At 69.8% G+C, this 26,759-nt stretch carries 31 protein-coding genes; 20 read left to right on the top strand and 11 right to left on the bottom strand.

What is annotated here, in order from left to right; translation table 11 throughout:
• A partial coding sequence (locus VFL28_05000; GenBank protein ID HET7264005.1) for a cell division protein FtsH occupies positions 1-537 on the bottom strand: 537 nt, incomplete at its 3' end.
• 151 nt (positions 538-688) lie between these two features.
• Entirely contained in the window at positions 689-2,473 is a 1,785-nt protein-coding gene (locus VFL28_04995) for a GAF domain-containing sensor histidine kinase (protein HET7264004.1), read from the bottom strand.
• Between the two features lie 453 nt (positions 2,474-2,926).
• Between VFL28_04995 and VFL28_04990 the strand changes: the two genes are divergently transcribed.
• The gene (locus VFL28_04990; protein HET7264003.1) at positions 2,927-3,118 is read left to right on the top strand and encodes a hypothetical protein; all 192 of its coding nucleotides are present in this window, start codon (positions 2,927-2,929) and stop codon (positions 3,116-3,118) included.
• Between the two features lie 48 nt (positions 3,119-3,166).
• On the top strand, positions 3,167-3,436 hold the full coding sequence (locus VFL28_04985) for a hypothetical protein (GenBank protein ID HET7264002.1): 270 nt from the start codon (positions 3,167-3,169) through the stop codon (positions 3,434-3,436).
• Positions 3,437-3,561: 125 nt separating this feature from the next.
• Here the strand turns inward: VFL28_04985 and VFL28_04980 are convergent, their stop codons facing one another.
• Entirely contained in the window at positions 3,562-4,938 is a 1,377-nt protein-coding gene (locus VFL28_04980; GenBank protein HET7264001.1) for an MBL fold metallo-hydrolase, read from the bottom strand.
• Between the two features lie 143 nt (positions 4,939-5,081).
• Between VFL28_04980 and VFL28_04975 the strand changes: the two genes are divergently transcribed.
• From VFL28_04975 to VFL28_04910, 14 genes are all read left to right on the top strand, one after another.
• Positions 5,082-5,303, top strand: coding sequence for a hypothetical protein (locus VFL28_04975; GenBank protein ID HET7264000.1), 222 nt, complete (start codon positions 5,082-5,084; stop codon positions 5,301-5,303).
• A 219-nt stretch (positions 5,304-5,522) separates the two neighbouring features.
• Positions 5,523-6,026, top strand: coding sequence for a Rieske (2Fe-2S) protein (locus tag VFL28_04970; protein ID HET7263999.1), 504 nt, complete (start codon positions 5,523-5,525; stop codon positions 6,024-6,026).
• Positions 6,023-7,378: a cytochrome b N-terminal domain-containing protein gene (locus tag VFL28_04965; protein ID HET7263998.1), complete on the top strand. Its 1,356-nt coding sequence runs from the start codon at positions 6,023-6,025 to the stop codon at positions 7,376-7,378. The genes VFL28_04970 and VFL28_04965 overlap by 4 nt, the downstream gene beginning before the upstream one ends.
• A gap of 184 nt (positions 7,379-7,562) precedes the next feature.
• The gene (locus VFL28_04960) at positions 7,563-8,060 is read left to right on the top strand and encodes a hypothetical protein (protein ID HET7263997.1); all 498 of its coding nucleotides are present in this window, start codon (positions 7,563-7,565) and stop codon (positions 8,058-8,060) included.
• Between the two features lie 93 nt (positions 8,061-8,153).
• Positions 8,154-9,338: an FAD-binding oxidoreductase gene (locus VFL28_04955; protein ID HET7263996.1), complete on the top strand. Its 1,185-nt coding sequence runs from the start codon at positions 8,154-8,156 to the stop codon at positions 9,336-9,338.
• A gap of 13 nt (positions 9,339-9,351) precedes the next feature.
• The gene (locus tag VFL28_04950) at positions 9,352-10,521 is read left to right on the top strand and encodes a 2-hydroxyacyl-CoA dehydratase family protein (GenBank protein ID HET7263995.1); all 1,170 of its coding nucleotides are present in this window, start codon (positions 9,352-9,354) and stop codon (positions 10,519-10,521) included.
• Entirely contained in the window at positions 10,518-11,816 is a 1,299-nt protein-coding gene (locus VFL28_04945) for a 2-hydroxyacyl-CoA dehydratase family protein (GenBank protein ID HET7263994.1), read from the top strand. The genes VFL28_04950 and VFL28_04945 overlap by 4 nt, the downstream gene beginning before the upstream one ends.
• A gap of 5 nt (positions 11,817-11,821) precedes the next feature.
• Positions 11,822-12,610 (top strand): acyl-CoA dehydratase activase, encoded by a 789-nt coding sequence (locus tag VFL28_04940; GenBank protein HET7263993.1) that lies wholly within the window; start codon positions 11,822-11,824, stop codon positions 12,608-12,610.
• Complete coding sequence (locus VFL28_04935; GenBank protein HET7263992.1) at positions 12,607-13,449, top strand: acyl-CoA dehydratase activase; 843 nt, start codon at positions 12,607-12,609, stop codon at positions 13,447-13,449. The genes VFL28_04940 and VFL28_04935 overlap by 4 nt, the downstream gene beginning before the upstream one ends.
• Position 13,450: 1 nt before the next feature.
• Positions 13,451-14,158: a LuxR C-terminal-related transcriptional regulator gene (locus VFL28_04930; GenBank protein HET7263991.1), complete on the top strand. Its 708-nt coding sequence runs from the start codon at positions 13,451-13,453 to the stop codon at positions 14,156-14,158.
• Positions 14,159-14,389: 231 nt separating this feature from the next.
• A complete protein-coding gene (locus tag VFL28_04925; protein ID HET7263990.1) occupies positions 14,390-14,890 on the top strand; it encodes a hypothetical protein in 501 nt (166 codons plus the stop codon).
• A complete protein-coding gene (locus VFL28_04920; protein ID HET7263989.1) occupies positions 14,839-15,597 on the top strand; it encodes a Crp/Fnr family transcriptional regulator in 759 nt (252 codons plus the stop codon). Before VFL28_04925 ends, VFL28_04920 begins: the two co-directional genes overlap by 52 nt.
• Before the next feature lie 117 nt (positions 15,598-15,714).
• A complete protein-coding gene (locus tag VFL28_04915) occupies positions 15,715-16,479 on the top strand; it encodes a DUF2249 domain-containing protein (GenBank protein ID HET7263988.1) in 765 nt (254 codons plus the stop codon).
• Positions 16,476-16,799, top strand: a complete 324-nt coding sequence (locus VFL28_04910; protein HET7263987.1) for a metal-sulfur cluster assembly factor — start codon at positions 16,476-16,478, stop codon at positions 16,797-16,799. Before VFL28_04915 ends, VFL28_04910 begins: the two co-directional genes overlap by 4 nt.
• Positions 16,800-16,814: 15 nt before the next feature.
• Here VFL28_04910 and VFL28_04905 read toward each other — a convergent pair whose 3' ends face one another.
• The 7 genes from VFL28_04905 to VFL28_04875 form a co-directional block, all read right to left on the bottom strand.
• A complete protein-coding gene (locus VFL28_04905) occupies positions 16,815-17,318 on the bottom strand; it encodes a CopD family protein (GenBank protein HET7263986.1) in 504 nt (167 codons plus the stop codon).
• Positions 17,318-18,313 (bottom strand): hypothetical protein, encoded by a 996-nt coding sequence (locus VFL28_04900; protein ID HET7263985.1) that lies wholly within the window; start codon positions 18,311-18,313, stop codon positions 17,318-17,320. The genes VFL28_04905 and VFL28_04900 overlap by 1 nt, the downstream gene beginning before the upstream one ends.
• 83 nt (positions 18,314-18,396) lie before the next feature.
• Complete coding sequence (locus VFL28_04895; protein ID HET7263984.1) at positions 18,397-18,765, bottom strand: cupin domain-containing protein; 369 nt, start codon at positions 18,763-18,765, stop codon at positions 18,397-18,399.
• On the bottom strand, positions 18,762-19,292 hold the full coding sequence (locus VFL28_04890) for a molybdopterin-dependent oxidoreductase (GenBank protein ID HET7263983.1): 531 nt from the start codon (positions 19,290-19,292) through the stop codon (positions 18,762-18,764). The genes VFL28_04895 and VFL28_04890 overlap by 4 nt, the downstream gene beginning before the upstream one ends.
• An 80-nt stretch (positions 19,293-19,372) precedes the next feature.
• Positions 19,373-20,407: a cytochrome b N-terminal domain-containing protein gene (locus VFL28_04885; GenBank protein HET7263982.1), complete on the bottom strand. Its 1,035-nt coding sequence runs from the start codon at positions 20,405-20,407 to the stop codon at positions 19,373-19,375.
• Complete coding sequence (locus VFL28_04880; GenBank protein ID HET7263981.1) at positions 20,404-20,862, bottom strand: hypothetical protein; 459 nt, start codon at positions 20,860-20,862, stop codon at positions 20,404-20,406. Before VFL28_04880 ends, VFL28_04885 begins: the two co-directional genes overlap by 4 nt.
• A gap of 2 nt (positions 20,863-20,864) precedes the next feature.
• Positions 20,865-21,590 carry a plastocyanin/azurin family copper-binding protein gene (locus tag VFL28_04875; GenBank protein ID HET7263980.1) on the bottom strand — a complete coding sequence of 242 codons (726 nt, stop codon included), beginning with the start codon at positions 21,588-21,590 and terminating at the stop codon, positions 20,865-20,867.
• Positions 21,591-21,818: 228 nt separating this feature from the next.
• Here VFL28_04875 and VFL28_04870 point away from each other — a divergent pair, with 228 nt between their 5' ends.
• Positions 21,819-22,067, top strand: coding sequence for a hypothetical protein (locus tag VFL28_04870; protein HET7263979.1), 249 nt, complete (start codon positions 21,819-21,821; stop codon positions 22,065-22,067).
• Entirely contained in the window at positions 22,064-23,353 is a 1,290-nt protein-coding gene (locus tag VFL28_04865; GenBank protein ID HET7263978.1) for an FAD-dependent oxidoreductase, read from the top strand. The genes VFL28_04870 and VFL28_04865 overlap by 4 nt, the downstream gene beginning before the upstream one ends.
• A 12-nt stretch (positions 23,354-23,365) precedes the next feature.
• On the opposite strand, the gene VFL28_04860 is transcribed toward VFL28_04865, so the two are convergent.
• Positions 23,366-25,081: a molybdopterin-dependent oxidoreductase gene (locus VFL28_04860; GenBank protein HET7263977.1), complete on the bottom strand. Its 1,716-nt coding sequence runs from the start codon at positions 25,079-25,081 to the stop codon at positions 23,366-23,368.
• Between the two features lie 205 nt (positions 25,082-25,286).
• Here VFL28_04860 and VFL28_04855 point away from each other — a divergent pair, with 205 nt between their 5' ends.
• Complete coding sequence (locus VFL28_04855) at positions 25,287-25,733, top strand: Rrf2 family transcriptional regulator (protein HET7263976.1); 447 nt, start codon at positions 25,287-25,289, stop codon at positions 25,731-25,733.
• Between the two features lie 26 nt (positions 25,734-25,759).
• Positions 25,760-26,716, top strand: a complete 957-nt coding sequence (locus tag VFL28_04850; protein HET7263975.1) for a multicopper oxidase domain-containing protein — start codon at positions 25,760-25,762, stop codon at positions 26,714-26,716.
• Positions 26,717-26,759 lie beyond the last annotated feature (43 nt).

The raw sequence follows: 26,759 nt of genomic DNA, 5'->3' as shown, positions 1-26,759 counted from the left end.
GCTGCCCGGCGGGCCGACAAGCAGCACGCCGCGCGGAATCTTCGCGCCGAGCGCCTGGAACTTCTTCGGATGGCGCAGGAACTCGATAATCTCCTCGAGCTCCTCCTTCGCCTCGTCCACCCCCGCCACGTCGTCGAAGGTCGCGCCGCCCCTCGAGCCGGGAACGTGCCGCCGCGCGCCGCTGCTGCGAAATCCGAGGGCCGCCGATCCGGGCCCCCCGTTTCGCTGCAGCCCCATGACAAGCAACAGGGCGGCGCCGGCCAGGAGTACGGGGAGCAGCCACGTCCCGGCTCCTTCGTGCACCGGCACGACCGTGATCGCGACGCCCCGCGCCGCGAGCGCGCGGAGATACGCCGGATCGCCGGCGGGAAGCCGGCTTACGAACTCCTCGTGCGCCGGCGTGGCCCACTTCACGAGATCGCCGTTCAGCACGACCGCGCGGATCGCGCCGTCCTGGACCTCCGCGAGGAACCGGCTGTACGGCGCCTCGACCGGCCCGCGGTGCTGGAGCGTGGACGAGAATACGCCGAGGGCCAACAGAAGAAGCAGCCAGCCAATGCCGATGGCCAGAAGGAGGGAGCGCCCCGAACGATCGCCCTGGGCCATAAAATTAATGTAGACAGGGCAGGCCGCGCGGCCCATCGGTTTGGTGAGGGATTCGGGATCGGGGCGGGACCCGATCTGGGGATCAGGCCCCCGGAGTGCTGAGCGGCAGTTCCGCCGTCACCGCGGTCCCGTTGCCCTCGCTGGATGAGACCGAGACGGCGCCCCCGATCAGCGCCGCCCGCTCCCGCATGCCGCCGAGACCGAGGCCGCCGCGCAGTGGATCGAACGGCCGCTCTCCGTCCAGCCGGAAGCCGCGCCCGTTGTCGTGCACCCTGAGGCGCACGCGGTCCCCGGCGACGCTGAGCTCAACCTCAGCCCGGGTCGCTCCGGAGTGCTTGACAATGTTCCACATCGCCTCCTGCGCGATCCGGAACAGAGTCGTCTCCACCACCGTGTCCAGCCGCGTCTCGCCGAGCTGGATGGCGAAGGCGACCTCGACGCCTCGGGGTTCGAGCTGGGCGTGCGCGTACCAGCGCAGCGCCGCCGTCAAACCGAGGTCGTCGAGGACCGTTGGCCGCAGGTCGTAGATCAGTTTGCGGACCTCTTCCAGTGTGCCCTCGGCGAGGCCCTTCAACCGGTCGAGCGCTTCGGAGGTCCGCGGCTGATCCGCCACGCCCGCGCGCATCATGTCGAGGTTGACGATCAACGCGGACAGCGATTGGCCGGTCTCGTCGTGGAGCTCGCGCGCGATCCGGCGGCGCTCGTCTTCCTGCACGGTGAGGATTCGCTTGATCAGTTCGCCGCGGATCCGTTCCTTGACCGCCAATTCCTCGAGCAGCTGCATCTTTTCGATCGCGAGGCCCATCTCGCCGCCGACCGTCGCCAGCAGCGCGAGCTCGCGGTGCCCAAACAACCGGCCGGCCGGCAGCACGAGGTTCATCAGGCCGGCAATGCCGTTCGAGGTGCGGAGCGGAACGCTGGCGTGCTGGGCGGCCACGCCGGCGCGCTCCAGGCGCATGCAGTTGACGATGTTGACCGGTGCGGTGAGCTGCTGCGCATCGAGCAGGTCGAGGCATCGGCAGGAGCCCCGCATCGCTTCGCGGTTCCGATCCTCGAGCGCCTTCGGCAGATGATACGCGGCCGCGAGTTCGTACGTGCCGGTAGCCGGCCGGCGCAGGAACACCCATCCCGTGTGGAGCTGCAGGAGATCGCCCGCGCGCTCGAGCACGTCCTGCAGGAGTTCGCGAACGCCGGTGGAGCGCTGAAGCGCGGCGCTGAGCTGAGCTAGGATGACCAGCCGGTGCGCGCGCTCCACGGATCGCGCGAGCGCGCCCGCGCCGAACAACAGCACGAGCAGACCGGCCAGCAATTCGAACACGGTCTCCAGAGCCGCCGTCTTCGGCACCCAGGCCCACGCGACGTAGTTCACGCCGGCGACCGCCAGCCCGCTGAAGATGAGGCGCGTGCCGGCGTCGTCCAACACCTGCTCGGCCCGTCTGTAGCCCTCGGCCGCGAGCAGGAAGGCGACGCCGGTTCCCGTATCGGCGACACCCTCCGCCAGCAGCTGACGGGCTGCCGCCGGGCCGGTCAGCAGCAGCGCCGCGAAGATCGCCGCGAGTAGCGCGCCGAAGCCGAGGGTGCCGACGACGATGATGCCGCGCGAGCGCGGATCGCGTGAGACGGAGGCGGTGAGGAAGAACCCGGCGCCGGCGAGTTGAAGGGTGTTTTCTAAAAGCAGCAGCGGCAGCGGCGCCCCGCCGCTGAGCGCCGCAAAATCGGCTAACGCGCGCGCCGCGAGCGCCAGAGCCCCTGCGGCCCACCAGAGCGCGTACGCCGCGCGCAGTTCGACGTAATGTGCGATGAGCAGGAGCGCGACCGCGAGGTAGAGCCCTACTGCGATCGCGTGAACCGTCGTCAGCACCGGCATCGACTCGTATCCCCCGCCGGGTGTTCGTGCTGAGCAGAGACCCCCCCTCCGGCCCGGATCACGCTACCGCCGCGGCGGAATACGACCACCATCCGATGGCGGGTTCGGACGGCCGGTGCTACGGTACAAGTGGAGCGCACGCGGCGAGTCACCGAGTCAAACGCCGGCGCCCGAGGTCCGACGGTCGGCCACGTCCACTTCGAGGAGCGCGCCTCTTCGGAGAGCACCGGACGACAGTAGGCTCGGGAAGGAACGGCTGAAGACGGTGTGGTGCCGCTCAACAAGTGCGCTCCTTACCGTTCATCGGCGGCCGTTGCCACCCGGCCGATCCCAAGATCGGGTTACGGGATGAGTCGGAATCGGATAGCCAATGGATGGGCCGGCCGGCCGGGGGATGCTACCGTGAGGCACAGGTCCGGGGGCGCCTCCCACCCGGTCCGCAGGAGGACAACGATGAAACCCAAGTACCAGGCGTGCGAAAAGTGCGGCCTCCGCGAAGTGCGCCACGAACTTGAGAAAAAGGGCGTGATCGTTCGTTTCTGTGAAGAGTGTTACTGGGGCGAGATCGAGGACATGGGTCCAGAGTCCGCTCCGCGGAAGGAACGGACCGCCGAGCCGGCCGCGCCCGGCTCGGGACCGAACTAGGCGCAGCGGCGCCGTGGCCCTGGACGACGTTAACTGAGAGGACGCGTCATGTGGCCAACATTGCTGGGGTCAGGCTGGATCTGGAGCGCCCTCATCGCGGCCGCCCTTGTCTGCTTCATCGTCGGAGTGCTCGGCTTCTTGTTCCTCATCACGGTGCGACCGCCCCGGCAAACCTCCGACGAATTTGACGAGATCTGGCACCGGTACGAAGAGGGCGACCTGACCGGGCCCGAGTTCGAGCGCAGACTCGGCCGCCGGGTTGCCGGCGGACGAGCCAGAAGCCAAATCCACCGCGAGGCGGCCAGCGGCGGGGTGTAGGGTCTCGGTCCGAACGTGATCATGGTTCACGCAGGCGCGCTGCCGATCTCAGGCGGCGCGCTTTTTACGTGCGGACGCACGCAAAGGCGCCGTCGCGGGCCGCGTGCCGGCGGAACGGGCCCCGGTTACGAAGCGGCAAGGTCGATCTGCCGTCCTCGCTCGGGTACGTCCGCGGCGTAGCCGCGGCTCCGGAGCGACGCCGCCAGCGCCAGCGCTCCGGCTTCCTCGCCGTGCACCAGGTAGATCCGGCCCGCGCGCGGCAGCCGCGCCACCCACGCCGTCAGTTCACCGCCGTCCGCGTGCGCGCTGAACTCCGCCAGTTGATGGACTTGGAGGCACACGTCGTGCGGCTCGCCGAAAATCCGCACCGCCCGCGCGCCACCCGCGAGGCGCCGTCCGAGCGTGTGCTCCGCCTGGAACGATACGAGGACCAGCGAGCACCGGGCGTCGCCCATTCGGTGGGCGAGGTGGTAGAGAATCCGTCCGGACTCGCACATCCCGGAGGTCGCAATCACGACGAACGGGCCGGAGAGATCGTTGAGCTTCTGAGAGTCCACGATCTCTCGAATGTACGTCAGGCCCTTGAAACCGAAGGGATCCTCGTGCGCCAGCATCGCGCGCGCATCGGCGTTGAAGCACTCGGCGTGCCGCCGGAAGATTTCCGTCGCATCGACCGCCATCGGGCTGTCGACGAACGTCGGCACCGGCGGCACGGCTCCGGCGTCGCGCAGTCGGTGCAGCGCGTAGGTGAGGTCCTGCGTTCGCCCGACCGCGAACGAAGGAATCAGCACCGCGCCGCCGCGCGCCACCGTCTCGCGCACGATCGCGCCGAGGCGCTCCTCCGCGCCGGCGAGCGGCTCGTGCGGCCGGTCGCCGTACGTCGATTCCATCAGCAGCACGTCGACGCCCGGCGGGACCTCCGGATCCCGGAGGATCGGAGCGCCGCCGCGGCCGAGGTCGCCCGTAAAGCCGAGTGTTTGCCCGTCGGCCTCCATCACGGTGATCGCGGAGCCGAGGATGTGGCCCGCGTCGTACAAGGTGGCCCGCGCGGGACCCAGCCGGAACGGCTCGCGGTACGGCACGGCCCGAAGCCGGTGGACGGTCTGCGCCACGTCGTCCGTGGTATACAGCGGCGTCACCGGCGGCAGCCCGTTCCGCGCGCGGATCTTGTTCACGTGGCGGGTGTCTTGGTGCTGGACCTTCGCGCTGTCGTGGAGCACGAGGCCGGCGAGGTCGCGGGTGGCCGGCGTGCAGTAGATCGGCCCCCGGAAGCCGTGGCGCAGCAGCGTCGGCAGGTTGCCGCAGTGGTCGAGGTGCGCGTGCGACAGCACCACCGCGTCTATGCCCGAGGCGTCGAAGGGCAGGGTGCGGTTGATGCGGTCCGCCTCGTCGCGGTGTCCCTGAAACAGCCCGCAGTCGAGCAGAATGCGGCTCCCGCCCGTCTCGACGAGATGCATCGAGCCGGTCACGGTGCGAACCGCGCCCAGGAACGTCACCTTCATGTTTGGCGTTCGCTTCGACACGGGCGCTCGCCGGACCCCGAAATCGGGCGGACGTCCGATCGCCGCGGTGCGCGCCGGCGCGCATCATGAAGGTGCAACGGAAGGGCGGTGCCCGCGCGACGGGCCGAGCCCGGAGGTGGTCCATGCAGGAGCATGCGAGCTATTGGGCTCTGATCGAAGTGGAGCGCCAGTTGCGCAACGCGCTGAGCCAGGTGCGCGAAGCCGAGCGTCTGGCGGCGACGCCGACCACGGTCCGGGCCGATATTTCGAAGATCGCCGACGATCTCACGGACGCCGTCGCGCTGGCGGCCGCGACCCGGCGCCGGCTGCTGGAGGAAGACCGGCTGACGCAGCGCGCGGCCTAGCGGCCGTCCTTCGCCGAACCCGCGAACAAGTCGGGCCCGGAGGGTCGGGCCACAACCCGACTCAGAATCAACTCCGGGCCCGACGATATCTTGTTACCCGATCCATATGCTCGACATCGTGGTGCCAAAAGGGACCTCGATTCTTTGCGGCGTAGTTTGACGGGCGGATCGCCGAGACCACACACCGCGGGCTCGCCGGCATCCAGGAGCGGGGAGACGATGAGCGCACAGCGCGCACAGGCATCGGCGGTGGGCCGCCGCACGTTTTTCAGCCGTCTGTTCTGGACACTGAGCGCCGTCGTCGGCGCCCTCGTCGGGTTGCCCGTGGTCGGCGCGTTTCTTTCGCCGGCCTTCAAGCCGGTTGAGAAGGCGGACTGGGTGGCTGTCGGTCCCGCGACCTCGTTCGGACCCACGCCGGCGCTCGCGCATCACATGCACCCGGCGAACGAAGGCTGGGTGAACGCGACGGGCGAGATGCAAGTCTGGGTGATGCGCGACGCTCAGGGTACCTACCGGGTCTTCGACAACCACTGCACGCACCTCGGCTGTCCGTATCACTGGGACGAGACGCGCCAGAAGTTCCTCTGCCCCTGCCACGGCGGGCAGTTCGACGCGAGCGGTAAGGTGCTGGCCGGCCCGCCGCCGCGGCCGCTCGACCGGTACGAGACCAAGGTCGAGAACGGCACGCTCTACATGGGTGCGCTCGTCCGCGGTGGCGCGTGAGCGTGCCGCCGGACGTCTCGGGACGTGGAGTGGCCGGCTGGCTCAATGACCGCCTCGGCGGAGGGTTGTTCGGGGGATTCCTGAACCGCAGCGTTCCCGACGAGACGGGGCTGCCCCAGACGCTCGGCAGCGCGAGCCTGTTCCTCCTCGTCGTGCAGCTAGTGACCGGCATCATCCTGGCGATGAACTACTCGCCGGCGCCCGAGCACGCCTACGACAGCATCACGTTTATCATGCAGCAGGTGCTCTTCGGCCCCGTCCTGCGCGGCCTGCACCACTGGGGCTCGAGCGCGCTGGTGATCGTCGTCGGCCTCCACATGCTGCGCACATTCGTGTGGGGGTCATACAAGGCGCCGCGCGAGCTCACGTGGATGGCGGGCGTGGCCCTGCTGCTCATCGTGATGGGCTTCGCTTTTACCGGCTACCTTTTGCCGTGGACGCAGCGGTCGTACTGGGCGACCGTCGTGGGCACGAAGATCGTCGGCACGGTACCGGCGATCGGCGGCTGGCTGCTGCAGCTGGTGCGCGGCGAGGCCGGCGTGGGCCCCGTGACGCTGGCGCGGTTCTACGCGATCCACGTACTGCTGCTGCCCGCGCTGCTCGTGCCGCTCGTGCTGCTGCACCTCTACCTCGTGTACAAGCACGGCATCGCGCCGGCCCCAGGCAACGAGGCGACGGTGCAGAAACACAAGCGGTTCTACCCCGAGCAGCTGGCCGACGACCTCGGTGTCTCGCTGGTCATCCTGCTTGTGCTGTTCGCCCTGACGGCGTGGAAAGGCGTGCCGACGGAGGTGCGCGCCGATCCCACCTCGACCACCTACGTGCCGCGGCCGGAATGGTACTTCCTGTTCTTTTTCCAGCTGCTGAAGTATTTCGAGGGGCCGTTCTGGGAGCCATTCGGGGTTGTCGTGCTGCCGCTGGCGGCGGTCCTGCTGCTGTTTCTCATTCCGCTCCTCGACCGGCGTCCAGAACGCCGTCCCGCGAAGCGGCCGCTGGCGATGGCCGTGGTGGCGGCCGCGGTCGTCGTGACGGCCGGCCTGACGTACTTTGGCGCCGTGCAGGTGCCGCCGGGCACGAAGCTGCCGCCGGCGGGTTCGCCGCAGGCCCTGGTCGGTCACGGGCAGGAAGTGTTCGTCGCCAATCACTGCGATAGCTGCCATGTTGTCGCCGGCCGCGGTGGCGCCGTCGGTCCCGAGCTCACCCACGTTGGGCGCCGGTTGACCGTCGAGAAGTTGACCGCGCAGATCCGCACGCCCGACAAGGTGAACCCCAACACGAACATGCCGGCATTCGACAAGCTGTCGGACGACGACCTCAAAGCGCTCGTCGCGTACCTGCAGACCCTCAAATAGCTCGACTAGGCCAGTCTTGGACCGCCCGGCTGCGATCCGGCGGCCGGGCGCCGTTCTCGTGGCCTGCCGTCGTACGTCCGCCCGATAAGAAATCGAGCCGCCATCCGATAGGCCCCGATGTCATATGCCCGGTACACTCGGCCTAGTACAAAAGCGCTAGAGACCGATGGGGAGGGGATGTCGCATGGACACGCACGTGACCCGGCGTGAGGCGCTCGCCGCCGCCGCCGGCGGACTGGCAGGAGCCGCGCTGATGGCATCGCCGTTCGGACGCACCGCGGTCGCCACGGCCGCGCCGGCGCAGAAGGTCACAGTCTACATCTTCCGCGGCAAGACCGGCGTTCTGGGCCCGGACATGAAGGGCCACGACGCGTTCGTGCCGCCCAACTTCGTGGTCCAGGCGGGCGTGCCGATCACGGTCGACTTCATCAACTACGACGAGGGCGCGCACACCCTCACCGCGCCCAAGGCGAAGCTCGACATCCAGATCAAGGGCGGCAAGGAAGTCGGCAACGACGTGCAGCCGGTTACGACGACCGCGACCTTCACGCTGGCGAAGGGCACGTACCGCTGGTACTGCGCGCTGACCTGCGACGCCGGCGGCCACGGCTGGGCGATGGAGCAGGGTTACGCCGGGCCGAGCAAAGAGGGCTACATGGCCGGCTTCATCGTCGCGATGTAAGCGGGTTTCCGTCCCTACCACGGCATTAGGCGCGCCCGTGGCACGAGCCGCCGCGGGCGCGTCGGTTGGCACTGCACGGCGGGAGCGCGGGCGATGATTCGCGAGGCGGAAGCGGTTGTCATCGGCGGTGGCGTCCACGGCGCGAGCGCAACTTATCATCTCGCGAAAGCCGGCCGGCAGGTCGTGTTGCTCGAGCGGCGCGGCATCGGCGGCGCCTCGTCCGGGGCCACCGGCGGCATCATCCGCTGCCACTACTCCAACGAATCGATGGTGCGGCTGGCGCACCGCGCAGCGCAGCTGTGGCCCGCGCTCGAGGCGGAGCTCGGCGAGCCCCTCGACTACGTCCGCAACGGCTTCGTCGCGACGGCCGGCCCGGGCGACGCGGCGAGCATGCGGCGCGTCGTGGAGATGCAGCGCCGGGTCGGCGTCAAGGCGGACGTCATCGGTCTCCACGAAGTCAGGCGCTGGATCCCCGAGTTCGCGGCCGACGGGCTGGCGGTCGCGGCTTACGAGGCCGACTCGGGATACGCCGACGGCTACGCCACCGCCAACGCCTTCGCGAACAAGGCGCGCGCGCTCGGCGCGGCGGTCTACACGGGGGTCACCGTCACCGGCATCGCCCGAAACGGCGCCGTGTCCGGCGTGGCGACCGACCACGGGACGATCCGCACCCCGCTCGTCGTCAACTGCGCGGGCGCGTGGGCGCCGCGCGTCGCGCGCATGGTCGGCGTCGACCTGCCGATCCGGCCGGGCCTTTTGCAGATGGTCGCGTTCAATCCGCGGTTCCCCGGCTGGACCAGGTCCAGCCCGACCTGGATCGACCTGACGACGATGACCTACTGCCGGCCCGACGCGATGGGCCTCATGCTGGCGGGCGGCGGCTCCGAGGAGAACGCGGATCTCGAATCGGCCGCACCGAACCCGGACGACGATTCGCCGCGGCCGTCGGTGATGTTCGAGGCGGAGATTCACGACAACCTCATCCGGCGCTGCCCGTGGGCGGAGCGGATGTCGCGCGTGCGGTCGTGGTCCGGCCCCGACGGCATCAGCCCCGATTTTCACCTCATCTTTGGGCCGGTTCCGGACGTGCCGGGCTACCTGCAGGTGGCCGGCGGCAGCGGCAATTCGTTCAAGCTGTCCCCGGCGACCGGGGAGGCCGTCGCGGAGTACGTGACCACGGGCCGCTGCTCGTTCGTCGACCTCGAGGCGTTCAGCATCACGCGCTTTGCGGAGAACCGCCCGTTCCGGGGCGGCTACCAGATGCACATCACCGGCTGACGGCGGGGCGGGCATGGCGTCGGAGGCAAACCTGGACGGGCTGCTCGAGGACTGCCGGGTGCTCGTGGAGGACCCGGAGTTCCCCGCGGTCCATCGCTGGCTCGAGGCCCATCCGGGCGGCAAGGTGCTCGGCCACTTTCAGGTCTACTTTCCGGAGGAGATCGCGCACGCGGCCGGCATGCTGCCGGTCAAGATTCTCGGCGCCGGCGGCGGCGTACAGATCCGCAAGGCGGACGCCCGCATCGCGGCGTTCGTCTGCTCGATCATTCGCAGTTCGCTCGAACTTGGCCTCACCGGCCGTCTCGACTTTCTATCGATCTTCGCGGTGCCGCCGATCTGCGACGCAGCCCGCAACGCCTGCGGCGTGTGGGTCCGCAACCTGCCGTCGTTGCGGTGCCAGATGCTCTACCTGCCGCAGAACGCCGCCTCGCCACGCGCCGCCGGATACGTCGCCGGCGAGTACCGGCGCATCGCGGGGGTGATCGAGGAAGTCGCCGGCCGGTGGATCACGGCCGACGCCCTGCGGCGGAGCATCGCCCTGTTCAACGAAAACCGCGCCCTGCTGCGCGCGCTGTATCGCGTGAAGCGGGACACGCCGTGGCTGTTGTCGGCGGTCGAAGTCTACACGCTGGTGCGCGCCGGCGGGCTGATGCCGCGGGAGGAGCACAACGCGCTGCTCCGGCACGTCCTCCAACTCGCCCCCGGCCGGCAGCACAAGCGTCAGGACAAGATCCGCGTCGTCTTCGAGGGCGGGTACTGCGAACAGCCGCCGATCGACATGCTGGCGGTGATCCAAGACGCCTGCTACGTCGTCGACGACGATCTGCTGATCGGGCTCCGCTGGCTGACCGAGGACGTGCCGGCGGACGGCGACCCGCTGGCCAACCTGGCCCGGGCGTATTTGGGCACCTCGAGCTCCAGCCCCGTACAGCATGACCCCCGCAAGCCGAAGCCGGAGATGTTGCTCCGTCGCATCCGCGAGACCGCCGCCGATGCCGCGATCGTCGCCGCGCCCAAGATGTGCGAGCCGGGGTTGGAAGAGCAGGTGCACCACGTCCGCGCGCTCGAGGCGGCGGGCGTGCCGTACCTCGTGCTGGAGTTCGAGGAGAAGATGGCCGTGTTCGAGCAGATGCGTATGGAGATCGAGACATTCGCCGAGTCGCTGCTGCTGGAGTTCGCATGACCGCCCCGGCGCCGGCGCAGATTGGAGCCATCCGGCACGAGGGCCGGCGGCTGATGGAGGATTGGTGGCGCGAGATGACCGACGCCGCCGAGGCGGAGCGGCCCACCGCGTACGTCTTCGTGATGGGCTCCGTGGCCGAAGTCTTGAGAGTGTTCGGTCTGTCCATCAACTGTCCGGAGATCACCTCGCTGCAGACCGCGGTGCGCGGTCAATCGCTGCCGTATCTGCAGGCGGCCGAAGGCGCCGGCTACTCGCCCGACATCTGCGGCTACGTCAAGGCGGACGTCGGACTGCAGCTCAACGGCCGGCGGCATCCCAACGGCACCGTCCCCAAGCCCGCCCTCGCGGTCGCGACGAACATGTGCAACACGTACATCAAGTGGGCCGAGATCTGGGAGGAGATGTATCGCTGTCCGGTGTTCGTGCTCGATCTCCCGGCTTGGCGCGGCGGGGAGGCCGCGCCGTGCATCGGCACCGACGCGTTCCGGAACGACCGGCGCTACGTGGAGGGCCAGCTGCGCGACCTGATCGGCCTCTGTGAACGCCTCACGGGGACGCGCTTCGACGTCGACCGGCTGCGGGAGGTGATGGCGGAGGTCAACCGCATGGCCGCCGCCTACGACGCCGTGCTCGCGCTCAACCGCCACCGGCCCGCGCCGTTCAGCGCGATCCGGGAGGGTATCGTTTTTCAGGGCATCTCCAATCTCTACCGCGGTACCTCCGAGGGCACGCGGTTCTTCGAACTGGCCGCCGCCGAGCTGCGCGAGCGCATCCGGCTCGGCGTGGGCACCCTCGAGGAGAAGTACCGCCTGCTCCTGACCGGCACCACGTGCTACGCCGCGCTCAAGCGCTTCGCAGAGCTCTTCGAAGAGTGGGGCGGCGTGTTCGTGCACAGCACCTACATGGTGTTCGCCGGAGGCGGATTTGCCCCGGGCTTCGCGTACGATCTGGCGCGCCCCCTCGAGAGTCTCGCCGAGATGTTGCTGCAGTCCGCGTGGCGGGGGTGGAGTGCGCCGATGTTCTACGCACAGGACTGGCTCGCCGCGACCGTGCGGGACTGGTCCGCCGACGGTGTGTGCTTCCACGGCGTGAAGTCCTGCCGGACGACGTCCACCGGCCTGCCCGACGTCCGCGAATGGCTGCGCACGCGGTTCGACGTCCCGGGGCTGTTCATTCAGTCGGACCTCGTCGATCCGCGGCTGTGGTCGGACGCGCAGCTCAAGAACCGCGTCGACGCGTTCATCGAGTCGCTGGCCGGGCGCCGCGCCGCCGGCTCCGGTCACGCCGGAGGGTGACGGCGATGCTGGTCGGCGGGGTGGACGTGGGCTCCACGCAAACCAAGGCCGTCGTGATGGACGACACGCGTCTCCTCGGACGGGCGATCGTCGACACCGGCGCCAGGCTGACCGAGGCCGCCGGGACCGCCTTCCGCCAGGCCCTCGCCGCGGCGGGAGCCGCCGAGGCCGACGTGACCTGCGTCATCGGCACGGGCTACGGACGGTTCCGGGTGGAGTTCGGACACACCCAGGTGACCGAGATCTCGTGCCACGCGCGCGGCGCCGTCTATCTCTTTCCAGGCACCCGTAGCGTGCTCGACATCGGCGGCCAGGATACGAAGGCGATCCGCGTGAGCGGGGCCGGCCGGGTGCTGGACTTCGCGATGAACGACAAGTGCTCCGCCGGCACCGGCCGCTTCCTCGGCGCCGCGTCTCAGGCGCTCGACATTCCGCTCGGGGAGCTCGGGCCGCTGGCGCTCCGTGCCAAGCACCCCGTCACCATGACGACCACCTGCACTGTGTTCGCGGAATCTGAGATCCTCGGGTGGCTGGCCCGCGGCCGCAGGACCGAGGACGTGCTCATGGGTGTGCACGCTGCGATCGCGTCCCGGAGCGTTTCGCTGCTCCGGCGCGTGGGCATCGAGCCCGAAATCACCTTCACCGGCGGCGTTGCCCGCAACGTCGCGATGGTGAGGCTGCTCGAAGACCTCGCGGGCGCCCCGCTCAACGTCAGCGAGGAGTCGCACTACTGCGGGGCGATCGGAGCGGCACTGTTCGCCCTCGACCGCGTGCTTGTGGGGGCCGACGCATGACGGCCTTCACCGCCGGCATCGACGTCGGCTCGGCGTACACCAAGGTGGTGCTCGCCGGCTCCTCCCCTGGCGGCGCCGCGGGAGACGACGGCGGGCGTGCGATCGCCGCGCGAACGGCGATCTCGAGCGGATACGATTTCGCCCAGGCCGCCGAACGCGGGCTGTCCCAGGCGCTCGCGGCCGCCGGCCTCCCGCGCGATGCGGTCGGCTACGTGGCCGCGACCGGCTACGGGCGATACATGGTGCCGTTCCGGGACATCGCCATCACCGAGCTTACCTGCCACGCCTATGCCGTCTACCGGCTGATGCCGGAGGTGCGCACCGTACTCGACGTCGGCGGCCAGACCGTGAAAGCCATCCGCCTCGGCGAGCGCGGCCGCGTCAAAGCGTTTCGCCTGAACGACAAGTGCGCGGCCGGGAGCGGGGCATTCTTGGAGAAGACGATGCGCTACCTCGGGTATCAGGCCACAGACATCGCTTCGCTGACCGGCGCGGCGGCGTCCCCGGTGGCGATCTCGAGCGTCTGCGCCGTCTTCGCCGAGTCCGAGGTCATCAATCACCTGACCGCGGGTCGGAGCGCGGAGGACGTCTGCGCCGGTGCCGTGATGGCGCTCGCGGAGCGGGCCGGCCAGGTCTTCAAGCGGGTCCGTCCGGAGCCTCAGTACGCGCTCACGGGAGGGCTCACGCGGGTGCCGCTGTTGCGCCGCGCGCTCGAAAAGGCGCTCGGCGGGGTCTTTCGCGTGCCCGAGGGCGAGCTCGGCGTATACGCCGGCGCGCTGGGGGCGGCGTTGCTGGGCCGGGAGCGAGCGCGCCGGCTCACCGACCCGCGGCCGGCCTGACATGAAAAACCCGGACGGGCGGCGTTCCGGCGGCCGAACGCTGTCTGGTCAGGCCGTCCTCCGATCCACGGCAGCGTCGGAGCCGCTGGATCTCCTGGACATTTTCACGCGAACCGCCGACGGCGTCATGGCGGTCGCCCCGTCGTGCCGGGTGATATTGTGGAACGCCGCTGCCGAGGCGATCCTCGGGTACACGCCGCAGGACGTCCTCGGCCGGGCGTGTCATGAGTTGATCCAAGGGCGCGACCCGGCCGGTAACGTGTTCTGTCATCCGCACTGCGCGGTACTGACGATGGCGCGCCGCGAGGAGCCCGTCCACGCCTACGACGTCACGACGCGGGCCAAAGACGGATCGGACCGCCACCTGAATGTGAGCACGGTGCTCGTACCCGGGGCGGCGGGCACCGTCGCGGTCCATCTGTTCCGCGACGTGACGGCCGCCCGCCGGACTCCGGCCGCCGGCGACGCCGCGCCGGACGGGAGCGCGGATGCGGCCGCGGCGCCCGCCGGGTGGGCCGGCCAGCTTACCGCGCGCGAGCGCGAGATCCTGCGCCTGTTGGCGCACGGAGAGGGGACGCGCGCCGTGGCGCGCCGGCTGTTCATCAGCCCCGCGACCGTCCGCAACCACACGCAAAGCATTCTCACGAAACTCGGCGTGCACAGCCGCCTCGAAGCGGTGGTGCTCGCCTTCCGCGAGGGCGTGATCTAGGCGGTGGTGCGGGTGCGGCCGTCGTCCGGATCTTACTCGGCCGGCCGCCCGCACCAACTGCCCGGCGACGACGGAGGCGCGCGGGTTCGAAGAAGCTCGTTGCGGTCGCGCATGAGACGTTCGCACCGGTCGTCTGAGCCAGTCGCATCATTGCGCCAGGACAACGATCTCGCGCTGCCCCGCGTGGCATCCTGGGTGTGACAACGGTACGTGATGCGGATGACGGGCGTAATGCCCGTACCAAAGGAGGCCGGGACCATGTCGGACGCGAGCAACGTGCCTCAATACTTGCGGTCGCACCGCCTGCGGGGTGAGGTGCTCCGGTTCACGATCGGGCCGGAGGAGGGAATGCTGCGGGATCTCGCGGCCGCTGGCGGCGGCCGCGCGGCCAAGACGCTGGTGAAGGAAGGACCGCTCCGGATCACGTTGGTGACCCTGCGGCGGGGCGCCGCGCTCGAAGAGCATCAGGTTACGGGGCCGCTCAGCATCCAGGTGCTCCGCGGTGCACTGCGGCTGGACACGCGCGGCGGGGCGGTTACCCTCGGCGCGGACGAGCTCGCCGCGCTGGACGCCGGCGTGGCGCACGCGGCGGAGGCGCTTGACGACACCGCGCTCTTGATCACGGTCGCCATGCCTTCTACCATACGGAGCGGAGATCCGTCGGCGACACAGGGAGGCACATGCGACGCGCCGGTCAGCCCGGACCGAAAGGGGCGCAGCAGGACCGCCTGAGCGCGCAGCTCGGGTCCTCGCCCCTGTTCAAAGGCCTGACCGGCGGGCAGGTCCGGGCCGTCGCCGCGACCGCGCACCACCGGACCGTCGAGCCGCACGGAGTGTTCTTCCGGCAGGGCGACCCGGCGGCGTGGATCTTTGTGCTGCTGGCGGGTGAAGTCAAGCTGGCCGAGGTCCATCCCGACGGCCAGGAAGTCATCCATCGCATGATCTGGCCGGGCGAGGTCTTCGGCGGCATCGCGGCGTGGGGGGAGACGGTCTATCCCGTGTCCGCCGAGGCGATGCAGTCGAGCGACGCCCTCGCCTGGGAGGGCCCCGCGATGATGCGCCTGCTCGAGCGGTACCCCTCGGTCGCGGTGAACGCTCTGCATCTCATGATCGCGCGTGTCCACGAACTGCAGAACCGCGTGTCGGAACTGACCACGGAGCGGGTGGAGCAGCGCGTGGCGCGGACGCTCCGCCGGCTGGCGGCGCACGTCGGCCGGCCCATCGAGCGGGGGACGCTCATCGACCTGCCGCTGTCGCGGCAGGACGTCGCGGAGATGACGGGCACGACGTTGTACACGGCGAGCCGCATCATCAGCCGCTGGGAGGCGCTCGGCGTGGTGGAGGCCGGCCGGGAACGCATTGTCATCGTGCGGCCCGAGCAGCTGGAGGCCATCACCGGAGTTGCGGCGGCGAAGCCGGAGAAGCCCGAGGCGGAGTAGCACGCCCTCGCACGGGCGCCCGGCGACCGGTTTGTCCCGGCGCAAAGACTACAACGCCGCGGCGTGGTGTGATAGGGGCGGCCGACGCGCGAGACGCGGAGGCGTGGAGGGGCGGCGATGGCGACGGCAACGGCACGCGAGGCACTGCGGCACCATCACGAGGAACTGGCGGGCAAAATGGCGGGATACGTGGAGGCGCTGACCGGAGGCGCGACGGCGGCCGATCCGGAACCGTTCATTCGCTTCCTTCGCGACGAGCTGCTTCCGCACGCGGCGGGGGAGGACCGGTACCTGTATCCGGCGGTTGAGCCGCTGCTCAAGGCGCACGGCTCGGCCACGGCGACGATGCAGGTGGACCACCGGGCGATCGGCGGGTACGTTCAGGCGCTCGAGCAGGCCGCGGCACGGTTGCGCGGCGCCGGCGGGGCCGGGCGGGCGGAGGTGGCGCGCGACGTGACCCGTCTGGCGTGGCAGCTCAAGGCGCTGTTCGACGTGCACCTCCAGAAAGAAGAACAGATCTACATGCCGCTTCTGACCCGGTACACGACGGAGGCGGAGCAGCAGCGTATCATCCGGCAGATGCACGAGATGCCGGCGGGCGATCACGACGCGGCCGGCGGCTCGGCGCCGGACGGCGCGGGCCGCGCGACCCCCAACGGGGACGCCGATCTGGACGTCCGGACCCTGGTGCCCGCCCGGCGCCACGCGGTGATCTTCAAGACGTTCGTGGCCCTCGCGCCCGGACGCGCGTTCGTCCTCGTCAACGATCACGACCCCAAGCCGCTCTTCTATCAGTTCCAGGCCGAGCAGGCGGGGAAGTTCACGTGGACGTACCTGGAGCAGGGCCCCGAGGTCTGGCGCGTGCGCATCGGCCGGGCGTGACGGACGCGTGCCGCGGCGGCTCCGCGGTCACGGCCGAGCAGGTGCGCGACGTGCTGCGCGGGGTGCTCGACCCTGAACTCGGGGCGAACGTCGTCGAATTGGGACTCGTCTACGACGTGCAGATCGTCGGGACCAAGGTCTTCGTCACGATGACGCTGACGACGCCGCTCTGTCCGATGAACGAGATGATCCCCGACGCCGTGCGGCAGGCCGTCGGCGCGCTACCCGGCGTCGGCGGCGTCGACGTCGAGTTGGTCTGGACGCCGGCCTGGGAACCTCAGATGATGTCCCGCGAACTCAAGGAGCGGTTCGGTTGGTGATGTCGCGGCGCGCCGCTACGGCGCGCCGCGAACCAGCATGACGCCGAGCGCGAGGACCGCAACGGATAGCACGAGCATCAGCCGTCCGACCCACGCCGCCACCCGGCGCAGCCGGCGCGTGCGGGGAGAGCCGGGATCGGCGAGCGCGGCCTTGGTGAACTCCGGCCCCACGACGAGGTCGTGCCACGCGCTGATCGCGAGGATCAGCGCGACGAGCGCGAGCTTGATGCCGAGGATGTGACCGAACCCGGTCCGCCACGCCGTGCCGTCCCGCACCGCCGTCCAGCCGTATCCCCGGAAGTGAAGATTGGCGATCCCCGTCGCGACCAGCAGCCCGAGCGTTGCCCACGCGATCCACCGGAACCGGAGCGCGACCGCGTGGATGAGGGGAGCGGCCACGGCCTGGTACGGAGGCCGGCGGAGCACCGGAAGGACGGCGGCCGCCAGAAACACCATCCCGCCGATCCACACGCACGCGGCGAGAATGTGTAGCGAGACGCTGATCACGTATGCGACCACTACCCCCTCCGCGCGCTGGCCGCGGTACGCACGGTGTTCGCCAGGAACGCGAGCACCGCGACGACGCCGAGCAGGCCGCCCCACCGGCGAACGTCTCCGTACCCCCCGAGGTCGCCGCACAGGCGCACGACCAGCGAGAGATTGAGGAGCGCGAGCGGGGCGTAGAAGTCCGCGCGGTACGGGACCGCGCCGCCCAACACCGCCGGCAGGATGATCGGCGCGTGGGCGAAGATCATCGCGAAGACGAAGCCGAGAAAGAGCGCGTGCAGCATCGCGTCGTAGAGCGGCCCGGCGATCGATCCGCCGAACGAGATCCAGAGGACCCCGGCGACGCCGAGCCAGCCGTAGCCGGAGAGCAGGCTGACGGCGATGAAACGGGCAAGCCCCGCCTGCCGGACCGTGTACCGCGCGATATCGAAGCGCAGGAGCCACAGCGCGAGGCCGACCATCGCGAGACCTTCGACGCGCGCCCCGCTTGCCGGCGCGCGAAGCGTCAGCAGCAGTCCGGCCAGATAGAGGGCGACGACGGCCAGAAACATCCCCCGGCTCGACGGCGCCGGCCGGGCGAGCCGGCTCAATTCCAGCCGTTCGCCTACGATCGTGAGCACGAGGAACGCGCCGAACCACGGGACCGCGCCGTAGATCGGCGTCCCCGTGAGCCAGAGCGCGCCGCCGATGAGCCACGCCGCCGCCCCGAGCGCCATCACGGCCGTGTGGAACGCCCGGTGAGCTCTCAGCGCGGACGCGAAGATCGCCGTGAGCCCCAGGCCGCCCAGCGTGATCAGCGCCGGGCCGGCCGGCGACGGCACGCCGAGCAGCAGCGCGAGTCCCCCGAGTCCGGTCGCCAGCGGCGCCGCATACGCTTCCGGACGGCCGAACGCGACCGCCCGCTCGAGGCTGATGAGCGTTCCGAGAAACCCCGATACCATGAGCGGACCGTGGGCGAGCGGCAGGGCGGGCTGCAGTACCGGCAGCGGCCAGCCGATCCGGATCAATCCCGCCCACAGGCCGGTCAGCAGCGCGAGCGCCCCGAGGCCGACGAGCGGCAGGCGGATGCGGCCGGCGGTCGCTCGTGATGCTATCGCCAGCGCCCCCGGCGGAGCCCCGCGGTCACTTCGGCGTGGTCGGCCTCGGTCGGCGGCGGGGTGACGACGTTGAGCACGACGAGTCTGGTGGCCGCCTGGAGCCCGCGGGCCGCTCCGGCCGGCGCGAAGGCGACGGCGCCCGGGCTGATCGCTTCCTCGCGCTCACCGGCGACGAGCATCCCTGTGCCCTCCAGTACGACGACCGTCAGGTCGACGCCCGGCGAGTGCACGGGAATGAACTGGCCCGGTTCGAGGCACACCAGCAGCACGCGGGTCCGTTCGCTCTGCGCGACCGGCACAGGGTGGAACCGTTCGGGGGTGAACGCGACGGCCGTCCTGTACGAGTGAAGGAGCGCATTCATCGACGGTCCTCCCGCGCGTTTCCAGGCCGGGATCGCAGCCGTGCGCGCGCGATGCGCTCGCCGTCGTTCCTGCCCGGTTCGGCGGTGAGCTCGAGCCGATCGACCCATTTCACGCTTGTAAAGCAGGCGCCGCCCGGCACGAGTAACCGCCACGGCGCTCCGTGGACGGCGGGGAGGGGACGTCCGTCCATCTCCTCACACAACAGCGCCGCGCCGGCGTCGTCGAGAGCGACCGGGACGGTGTACGTTCCCGCGTACACGCGAACGAACCGCGCGGACGGCAGCGGTCCGGCGAGGGCCACCACGTCGGCGACGCGGACCCCGCGCCACCGTACCGCGGGGACGGTCCATCCCTCCTCGCACGTGAACGCCTCCGTGTGCTCGACGCGCGGCAGCGCCTGGAGATCGACGGCGCGCGCCTCGACGGCCCGGTGGACGAGACCGTCAATGCGGAGCGCCGGTTCGTGCCCGAGGGGTGCAGGCGCCGGACCAGCGTGGACCGGCAGGCGGTCGCGGATCTGCGTCATCTCTCTCTCCTTCGATTCGTACGGCATCAGGATAGCGACGTGTCGTTTCGTTGTCCTTGTTCCAGCACAAACGCCCCCGGTCAATGGAGGTGCGCGACCGGCTGCCTCAGCCAGGCATACATGCCGAGCGTGATGATCACCGCGAGGACCACCGCGCCGGCCGCCAAGGCCCGCCGCCGGCCGGCCCACCCGGATGCGCGACCGCGGTCCAGGATCGGAACGGCCAGTAGCCACAGCAGGAACACCGCGGTCCCCCACAGGCCCCGGAGTCCGAACAGGTTCTCCAGGCCGTACAGCGGGAGGAACAGCCACGGCGGTTTGGTCACCTCGATGCCCGCGACCGGCGCCGCGCCCTCCCCCGGGGGCGCGATGACGCTCAGCGCCAGCGCCAGACCCAGCATGATGCAGCCGTATCCGACCGCCTTTCTGAGGTGGTCGGCGAACGTATAACGAGCCCCGGACGGTTCGGTGCGCGTAAGGTGCGGCGAGATCCCGTGCTGCCGGACGAGATAGACGTGCCCGACCAGCAGCATGAACAGCAGAAGGGGCAGCAGACTGACGTGCGCCATGTACAGGCGCGTAAGGAGAGGCACGTGGCTCGAGAACGCAGGCGAAAACCAGCCGCCGAAGACCCCGAGCAGTGCGGCGAACTCGACGTTGTGGGCGAGCGCTTCGATCGCTTCCTGGTCCCATCGCAGAACCGTTCCCGTAAAGAACAGTGCCAGCATCGTCGCGAACAGCGCAACCCCGATCGCCCAGTTGGCCTCCCGCGGATATCGATAGGCGCCGGTCACGAAAACACGCAGGATGTGCAGCACCAGGACGGCGACCGTCAGGTGCGCCGCCCAGACGTGGACGCCGCGGATCACCTCGCCGCCGGGCACCTGGGCCATGATCGCGCGGATACTCTGATTGGCTGCGGCGGGATCCGGGACGTAGAACTGGCCGAGGAGGATGCCGGTGCCGACGAGGATCACGAGGCCCATGAGCGTGATCGCACCGAGGACGTACGGCAGCGTATTCGCGTAGGCCGGGACCTCATAGAGAAAGTTGTGGAGGGCCAGTCTGGCGTCGACGGCCGTCCACAATCGGTTCTGCCGCGACGGCGCGGTCACCGGCGCACGACGGCGGCGCCGGCCGCGATCAGGAGGACTGCGCCGGCCAGCAGCGCGTAGGCGGCCGGCGAGGCGACGAAGCGGCGCGCGACCGGGAGAAGGAGGGCCCGATCGATGGCGGACGGTCCCGCCTCCGACGGACGCAGCGCCTGCATCAGGTACATCGCGGCTGCGGCCGCGTCTTCCTCGCCGAGCGCCTGCGCGGCGTCCCGCAGGCGCGGCATGTCCACCCCGCGCGTGTCCGGAGCCAGCAGTGCTTTGATCGTTCGCTCGGTTGCCACGCCGAGGTCCGGTGGACCGACCTCCAGGGCCGCCAACGCCTGACGCACGAGGGTGAGGGCCGCGCGCGGCGTGGCCTCGTCCTCGGGGGCCGTCGACGCCGGCGGCGCCGGCACCCCGAGAAGCACCAGCGCCGCGGCCACCCCGGCGGCGGTCCGCCACCGGGCCGCCGCCACCGTTAGAGCACCACCACGAAGCCCTGCATGGCGATAGGGAAGTGGGGCGCTCCCTTCTTCGCCCCCGCCAACCCGATCTTCGCGTCATACGTCGCGAAGCGCTCGTCGTAGAACAGATAGACGCCGGGGGTGGCGAACGTTGCGGAGGCGCTCTTGCCCGCGGCAAGCGACAGCCTCGGCATGCCGCGTCCGGCGAAGACCGCCGTGTGCGCGGCGTGGTCGTCGTTCGTCCAGGTCACCCTCCCGCCCGCCCGCACGACGGCGATGAACGGCGCGTAGGCGCCCCCGGAAATCTTCACCGCCGCCGTCGGCCTGCCCGTGAGCCCGGGTCCCTTGACCACCACGAGGCCTTCCATCGCGATCGGGAATAGGTCGGCTTCCTTGCGCGCTGCGACCCGCCGCAGCGTCGTGTTGAAGGTCGCATGGTCGAGGCAGTAGTACGGGTAAATGCCGGCCTTGGAAAAGGTGTACGACGCCGACTTGCCCGCCGGATGGACAAGGGTGAGCGACGCCGGCGCGTCCGGGACGGTCGTGGTGACGTGCGGGTCCGTGTCTTTGTTAACCCATGTGACGGTCTGCCCGACGTCGATCGTGACGGCCGGCGGAAGATACGAGTCTCCCGGGATCGTCACCGTGGTTCCGGCGGCCCGGACGGCGGACGCGCCGATGCCGCAGGCGGCCGCCGCCCCGAGTAGAAACACCAGACTGGTCAAGCGTGCCCGTTGCATCCTTCGTCCTCCGTGTCGGCGTTGATCGGGGGGCCGCCTTTTCCGGCGGCGTCCCTCGTCTTCCATCTCACCGGTGTATGTTCGAAACGGTTCCGACGATTTCCCCGCCCTAGTGACGCCGGGGGCGGCGCACAGGCGGTTTGTTCCGGCGCAAAGACGCCGGTCGAGGGACGGTGTTTACTGACGTCAGAGCCGGGGGACGGGCCGCCGGCGGCGAGGAGGCCGATTATGATCACGATTACGCGGAGCACGACCGTCAAGGACGCGGTGACGAGCTGCAAGGCTGCGCGCGAGCTGTTCATCGAGCACGGAATCGATCCTCTCGCGCGGTGCACCGGGATGTACGACCTCAATACGCTGGACGATGCGGAGGACTGGTGCCACGTGACCGACGTGGACGGGCTCATCCGGGAGTTGAACCGGGTGATCGCGGCCGAGACGAGCGGCCCGGCCGCGGTCGGGCAGGCGGACCGGTGAACGCGCGCCGGGTCATCGTCGTCGGGGGCGGCTACTCCGGCCTGCGCGTGGCCCGGTTGCTCGATCGGCGCACGTGGCGGCATCCGGTCGAGGTCGTGCTGGTCGACCGGGCGCCTTTCCACACGCTTCGGCCGCGGCTGCCACAGGCGATCGGCGGTCGGATCCCCTGCGCGGTGCACCTGTCGATCGAGGCGCTGCTCTCCGGTACGCGCGTGCGCGTCCTGACGCACGACGTGGAGGTCGTCGATCCTGCGGCGCGCCGGGTGGTTTGGGGCGGCGGTGCACTCGACGCCGACGCGTTGGTGCTCGCGTTCGGCGGCCGTCCGCACCTGCCGGAGGGCCTCGCCGACGATCCGACCGCCGTGCTGCCGGTCTGGCAGGTTGATGCGGCCTGCGGCCTTCGCCGCCGCGTGCAGTTTATCGCCGGCGCAGCGCGCGAGGGGCGGGCGGTGGACGGACGCGTGGTCGTCATCGGCGGCGGTTTCGTCGGCGTAGAGGTTGCCGCCGAACTGCAGGCGCGCCTCGGGCGCCTCTACGATCCGCACGCTCGACCGCCCGTCATCCTGGTGCACCGGCGGCACCGGCTGCTGCCGCGCCTCAGCCGTTGGGCAGGCGACGTCGCAGCGTCCAGGCTGTCCGCGCTCGGCGTGGAGGTGCTTGCCGGATACTCGGCCGTTCGCGTCGACGGCAGACGCGTCGATCTCGACGGCGGGGGATCGCTCGACGCCGGCACGATCGTCTGGGCGGGCGGCGGCATCGAGGCGCCGCTTGTGGCAGCGGCGTCGGGACTGTCCGACGCCACCGGCCGAATCCCCGTCACCGGGGCACTCGAAGTGAAGCGGTATCCCGGCGTGTTCGCGATCGGCGACTGCGCGTACCGCGCAGGCGAAGGGAGCGGCGAAGCGGAGCCGTCGGCGCATCGGGCCGAACTTCAGGCGGCGACCGCCGCGCGCAACGTGGCCGCGCGATTGGACGGCGGGAAGATCATCGCGCACCATCCGAGTCGCAACGTGTACGCGCTCGGCTTGGGTCCAGGCTATGGGCTCGTGGAGGTCGGCGCGGTCCGGACCGCCGGGCGCGGCCTCTCCATCGCGAAGGACCTGGTCACCGCGCGGCATCTCGCGCAGGCCGGCGGTTGGAGGGCGCTGCGCGCGGCGCTGCCGCCCGCGGTCCTGACGGGATGGCGGCCGGCTGATTGGGATGCCGCGCCGCTGGCGGACGGCGCCGTTGGCGTGCCGGTCGCAGGCGGGCATCCGGTGCAGCAGCCGCCGTCCGCCGCGGCGTGACGGAGTGGAGGATCAGATCTCGGCCTTGTTGCCGAAATACTCGTGGTCTTCGTTGTAGCCGCCTTCGCCCGCCCCGATCGTACGGTAGTCGGCGACGAACTCGATCGCCTGGACCCACTTCACCATTTTGAACCCCAGCTGCCGCTCGTTGCGAAGGCGCAGCGGCGCCCCGTGGACGACGGGCAGCGGCGCCCCATTCATTTCGTACGCCAGGATGGCATTCGGATGGTGGAGTTCGTGGATCTCGTGCACGTCGTAGTACGGACCCCCGCCACCGCCTTCCCCGAAGGAGTAGAAGACCGCATATCGCGCGGCGGATCGAGGTTTGACGATATCCATCAACGCCGACAGCTGGAGCCCGCCCCAGGCGGCGATCCCCGACCATCCCTGAACGCAGTGCAGCAGCGTGATCTGTTCGTGCTTCGGCAGCGCCCGGATCTCCGCGAGGGACAGTTCGACCGGCCGCTCGACCTCGCCGGACACTCGCAGCCGATAGTCCCGGAAGCCGCCGTCGCGCAGCCGCGCGTACTCCGCCGACGCGGGCAGCCGGCCGTTCGGCCACAGGTACGGCGAAATGTCGCCCGGCCCGTACTCGGCGCCGGGGTTGAAGCGGTCGAGCGCGGCGCCCATCACGGGTAGAACCGTGCGCTGGTAGAGGTGCTGGAGGGCGCGGGGCGCGCGCCACGAGACGCGGTTCGCGAAGACGTTGAACGCGATCACGGCCAGAATGCCGAGGGTTCCGATGGCCACGCCCGTCCAGGCGGCACCGCTGTCGATCCCGGCGAACATCCGGTTCATGTTCCCGCGGAGGTTGGTGATCGCCACCATCGTGATGTGCACGACGAAGAACATCAGATAGTAGGTGCCGAGGAGGAAATGGATCGACCGCGCCGCCTGCCGGTTGCCGAAGATCCGCTGGAAGAACGGATGGGTGTTGACCAGCGCCGGCGACATGGCGAGACCGGTGAGGATCGAGAGAGGGGCCGCGACGAAGACCGTGGCACTGTACGCGAGCTGCTGCAGAGCGTTGTCGAACACCCCGCCGTCGCCCGGCGGCACGTGCAGGCTCGCGTACGCGACGAGGGTCGTCAGGGCCCGGGGAAAGACGGTCCACGAATCCGGGACCAGCCGCCGCCACTGATCCGTCGTCAACAGCGCCGCGTAGAAGACGACTCCCACGAGAACCCAGGAGAGCACGCCGAAGAAGTGCCAGATACGGGCGAGTCCGATGACGTGGCGTCCGCCCGGTAGACCGATCGCTCCCGGCAGGTAGACGGAATCGTCCTTGGCGGTCCAAATTCGGTTCTGCGGCACCGGCCCCCGAAAGCGGATCCACTCACGATTCGGGGTCGAGTGAATCGTCCAGTAGAGCCTCGGATGATCGGCGAGAATCTGCACGCCGCTCCGCGCGAGGATCGTCATCACGAGAAAGCTAAGGTAGTGCAGCCACCTCACCCAGGCCGTATAGCCGGTGGGGATGCCCGGCTCGGGCGTTACGGCGGGATATGCCGCGGCAAACGCCGCCCACCACGGCGTGGTGACGGCCCACCGGGCGGTGAGGACGGCGGCCGCGCCCGCGAGCAGGAGGGGTACCGCGAAGACCCGGACGGGGTAGAAGCGGCTCCCGATCCGAAGAGATCCGAAGCCCATCCGTACGGTCGGGCTGGCGCCCTCCGCGAACCCACGTACGTGTCCGGCGACGGGGCGCTCCTCGACGGTTAGGGCCATGGCGGGTACCTCATGCGAGTGCTGTTGTTTTGCTCCTGTTCCATGGTGGTACGGCTCCCGCGGACAGTCAAATACGCCGCGGCGGCAAAATAGTGCAAAGACCCTATCCAAGATAGGGCACTGCTCCGATGCGCCCGCCCCCGGCGTCTGGTATTCAGATATCGGACTGTAAAGGTCCATTTGGCCCGCTAAACAGGAGCGCGCGATGAAGCTCAGTCGCGAGAGCGAGTACGGACTGGTCGGCCTAGTCTATCTCGCCCGGCAGCGCGCCGGCACCGTGATGGCCGTCAAGGCCATCGCCGCCGCGGAGGCGCTGCCCGCGATGTTTCTCGCGAAGACGTTCAGCAGGCTGGCGCGGCACGGTATCCTCCGCTCGTATCGGGGACGCCGACGGGGATACCAACTCGCCAGGAGCGCGCGGGAGATTAGCGTGCGAGAGATTTTGGAGGGCATCGAAGGGCCCGATCTGTTCACGCACTGCGTATTTTGGAGCAAATCGTGCTCCGAAGAGCGGCCCTGCGCGCTGCACGAAACGTGGAAGGCGATCCGGCCGCAGGCGAGGGATCTAGCGTCGAAGATGACCTTGGCCGACTGCGCAGAGGACCGGGCTTCGCACGCCGAGGTTTCGCCGGTCGCGGTCCCGTCAGCATGAACGACTTCGCAAAGGGAGGGAGATCGATGCAGAGTCCTGTGCTCAACCGGGTGATCCGTTCGGTTGCTCCGTTCGCGGCAGTGGTGGCGCTCGTCGCGCTGCTCGCGGCGCCGGGCGCCCAAACGGCCTCGGCGCAGAACGGCGAAAGCGGCTCCTACAATGCCGCGCTGCCGCCGGTCGGGGCCGCGCACGTCAAGGAGGTCAAGATCGTTGCGCAGGACAGCGTCCAGGAGATCGCCCCGGGCGTGAAGGTGCCGCTGTGGACCTTCAACGGGTCGGTGCCCGCGCCGCTGATCCACGTCCGGCAGGGCGACGAGGTGCACGTGGCGTTCGTGAACAAGACGCCGCTCGCGCACTCGATCGACTTCCACGCGGCGACGACTCCGTGGAACGTCTGGTATCAGCCGGTGGCCCCGGGCAAGACGCTCAACTTCACCTTCATGGCCAAGGACCCGGGCGTGTTCATGTTCCACTGCGGCACGCCCCCGGCGTTCATGCACATCAGCAGCGGCATGTACGGCGCCATCATCGTGGACCCGAAGACGCCGCTGCCCCCGGCCAAAGAATTCGGGCTCGTCGAAAGCGAGTTCTACGTCAGGCAGGGGCCCAATAACACGTATCTGCCGGACGCGCAGAAGGTCCTCGACGTCAAGCCCGACTACGTGGTGTGGAACGGTGTGGCGGACCAGTATCAGGCGCACCCGCTGACCGTGAAGGCGGGCCAGCGCATCCGCCTCTACGTCCTGAACGCGGGCCCGACCCTGTTCTCCGCGTTCCACGTGATCGGCTGGATCTTCGACAAGGTCTACGCCGACGGCAATCCGGAGAACGTCCTACACGGCGTGCAGACGTACGCGATTCCGCCGGGTGGCGGGGCGATGTTCGAGTTGACGATCGACCAGCCGGGGCTGTACCCGTTCGTCACACACTCGTTCGCGTACACGGGCAAGGGCGCGGTGGGAGTCATCAAGGTCGTGAAGTAGCGGGCACGACAACAACACGCACCGGGGGGACACGCTCATGAAA

This window comes from bacterium (assembly GCA_035691305.1).
In the GTDB taxonomy this organism is placed as follows: Bacteria; Sysuimicrobiota; Sysuimicrobiia; order Sysuimicrobiales; family Segetimicrobiaceae; genus DASSJF01.
This window is presented reverse-complemented; position numbering and strand designations above follow the sequence as displayed.

Excerpts from the sequence above, each read along its gene's own strand:
- VFL28_04915 (HET7263988.1), top strand. The coding sequence starts at position 15,715 with ATGGCGACGGCAACGGCACGCGAGGCACTGCGGCACCATCACGAGGAA.
- VFL28_04995 (HET7264004.1), bottom strand. The coding sequence starts at position 2,473 with ATGCCGGTGCTGACGACGGTTCACGCGATCGCAGTAGGGCTCTACCTC.
- VFL28_04990 (HET7264003.1), top strand. The coding sequence starts at position 2,927 with ATGAAACCCAAGTACCAGGCGTGCGAAAAGTGCGGCCTCCGCGAAGTG.
- VFL28_04890 (HET7263983.1), bottom strand. The coding sequence starts at position 19,292 with ATGACGCAGATCCGCGACCGCCTGCCGGTCCACGCTGGTCCGGCGCCT.
- VFL28_04955 (HET7263996.1), top strand. The coding sequence starts at position 8,154 with ATGATTCGCGAGGCGGAAGCGGTTGTCATCGGCGGTGGCGTCCACGGC.
- VFL28_04935 (HET7263992.1), top strand. The coding sequence starts at position 12,607 with ATGACGGCCTTCACCGCCGGCATCGACGTCGGCTCGGCGTACACCAAG.
- VFL28_04960 (HET7263997.1), top strand. The coding sequence starts at position 7,563 with ATGGACACGCACGTGACCCGGCGTGAGGCGCTCGCCGCCGCCGCCGGC.
- VFL28_04975 (HET7264000.1), top strand. The coding sequence starts at position 5,082 with ATGCAGGAGCATGCGAGCTATTGGGCTCTGATCGAAGTGGAGCGCCAG.
- VFL28_04950 (HET7263995.1), top strand. The coding sequence starts at position 9,352 with ATGGCGTCGGAGGCAAACCTGGACGGGCTGCTCGAGGACTGCCGGGTG.
- VFL28_04930 (HET7263991.1), top strand. The coding sequence starts at position 13,451 with ATGAAAAACCCGGACGGGCGGCGTTCCGGCGGCCGAACGCTGTCTGGT.
- VFL28_04945 (HET7263994.1), top strand. The coding sequence starts at position 10,518 with ATGACCGCCCCGGCGCCGGCGCAGATTGGAGCCATCCGGCACGAGGGC.
- VFL28_04925 (HET7263990.1), top strand. The coding sequence starts at position 14,390 with ATGCCCGTACCAAAGGAGGCCGGGACCATGTCGGACGCGAGCAACGTG.
- VFL28_04940 (HET7263993.1), top strand. The coding sequence starts at position 11,822 with ATGCTGGTCGGCGGGGTGGACGTGGGCTCCACGCAAACCAAGGCCGTC.
- VFL28_04895 (HET7263984.1), bottom strand. The coding sequence starts at position 18,765 with ATGAATGCGCTCCTTCACTCGTACAGGACGGCCGTCGCGTTCACCCCC.
- VFL28_04870 (HET7263979.1), top strand. The coding sequence starts at position 21,819 with ATGATCACGATTACGCGGAGCACGACCGTCAAGGACGCGGTGACGAGC.
- VFL28_04855 (HET7263976.1), top strand. The coding sequence starts at position 25,287 with ATGAAGCTCAGTCGCGAGAGCGAGTACGGACTGGTCGGCCTAGTCTAT.
- VFL28_04970 (HET7263999.1), top strand. The coding sequence starts at position 5,523 with ATGAGCGCACAGCGCGCACAGGCATCGGCGGTGGGCCGCCGCACGTTT.
- VFL28_04875 (HET7263980.1), bottom strand. The coding sequence starts at position 21,590 with ATGCAACGGGCACGCTTGACCAGTCTGGTGTTTCTACTCGGGGCGGCG.
- VFL28_04860 (HET7263977.1), bottom strand. The coding sequence starts at position 25,081 with ATGGCCCTAACCGTCGAGGAGCGCCCCGTCGCCGGACACGTACGTGGG.
- VFL28_04985 (HET7264002.1), top strand. The coding sequence starts at position 3,167 with ATGTGGCCAACATTGCTGGGGTCAGGCTGGATCTGGAGCGCCCTCATC.
- VFL28_04920 (HET7263989.1), top strand. The coding sequence starts at position 14,839 with ATGCGACGCGCCGGTCAGCCCGGACCGAAAGGGGCGCAGCAGGACCGC.
- VFL28_04850 (HET7263975.1), top strand. The coding sequence starts at position 25,760 with ATGCAGAGTCCTGTGCTCAACCGGGTGATCCGTTCGGTTGCTCCGTTC.
- VFL28_04980 (HET7264001.1), bottom strand. The coding sequence starts at position 4,938 with ATGAAGGTGACGTTCCTGGGCGCGGTTCGCACCGTGACCGGCTCGATG.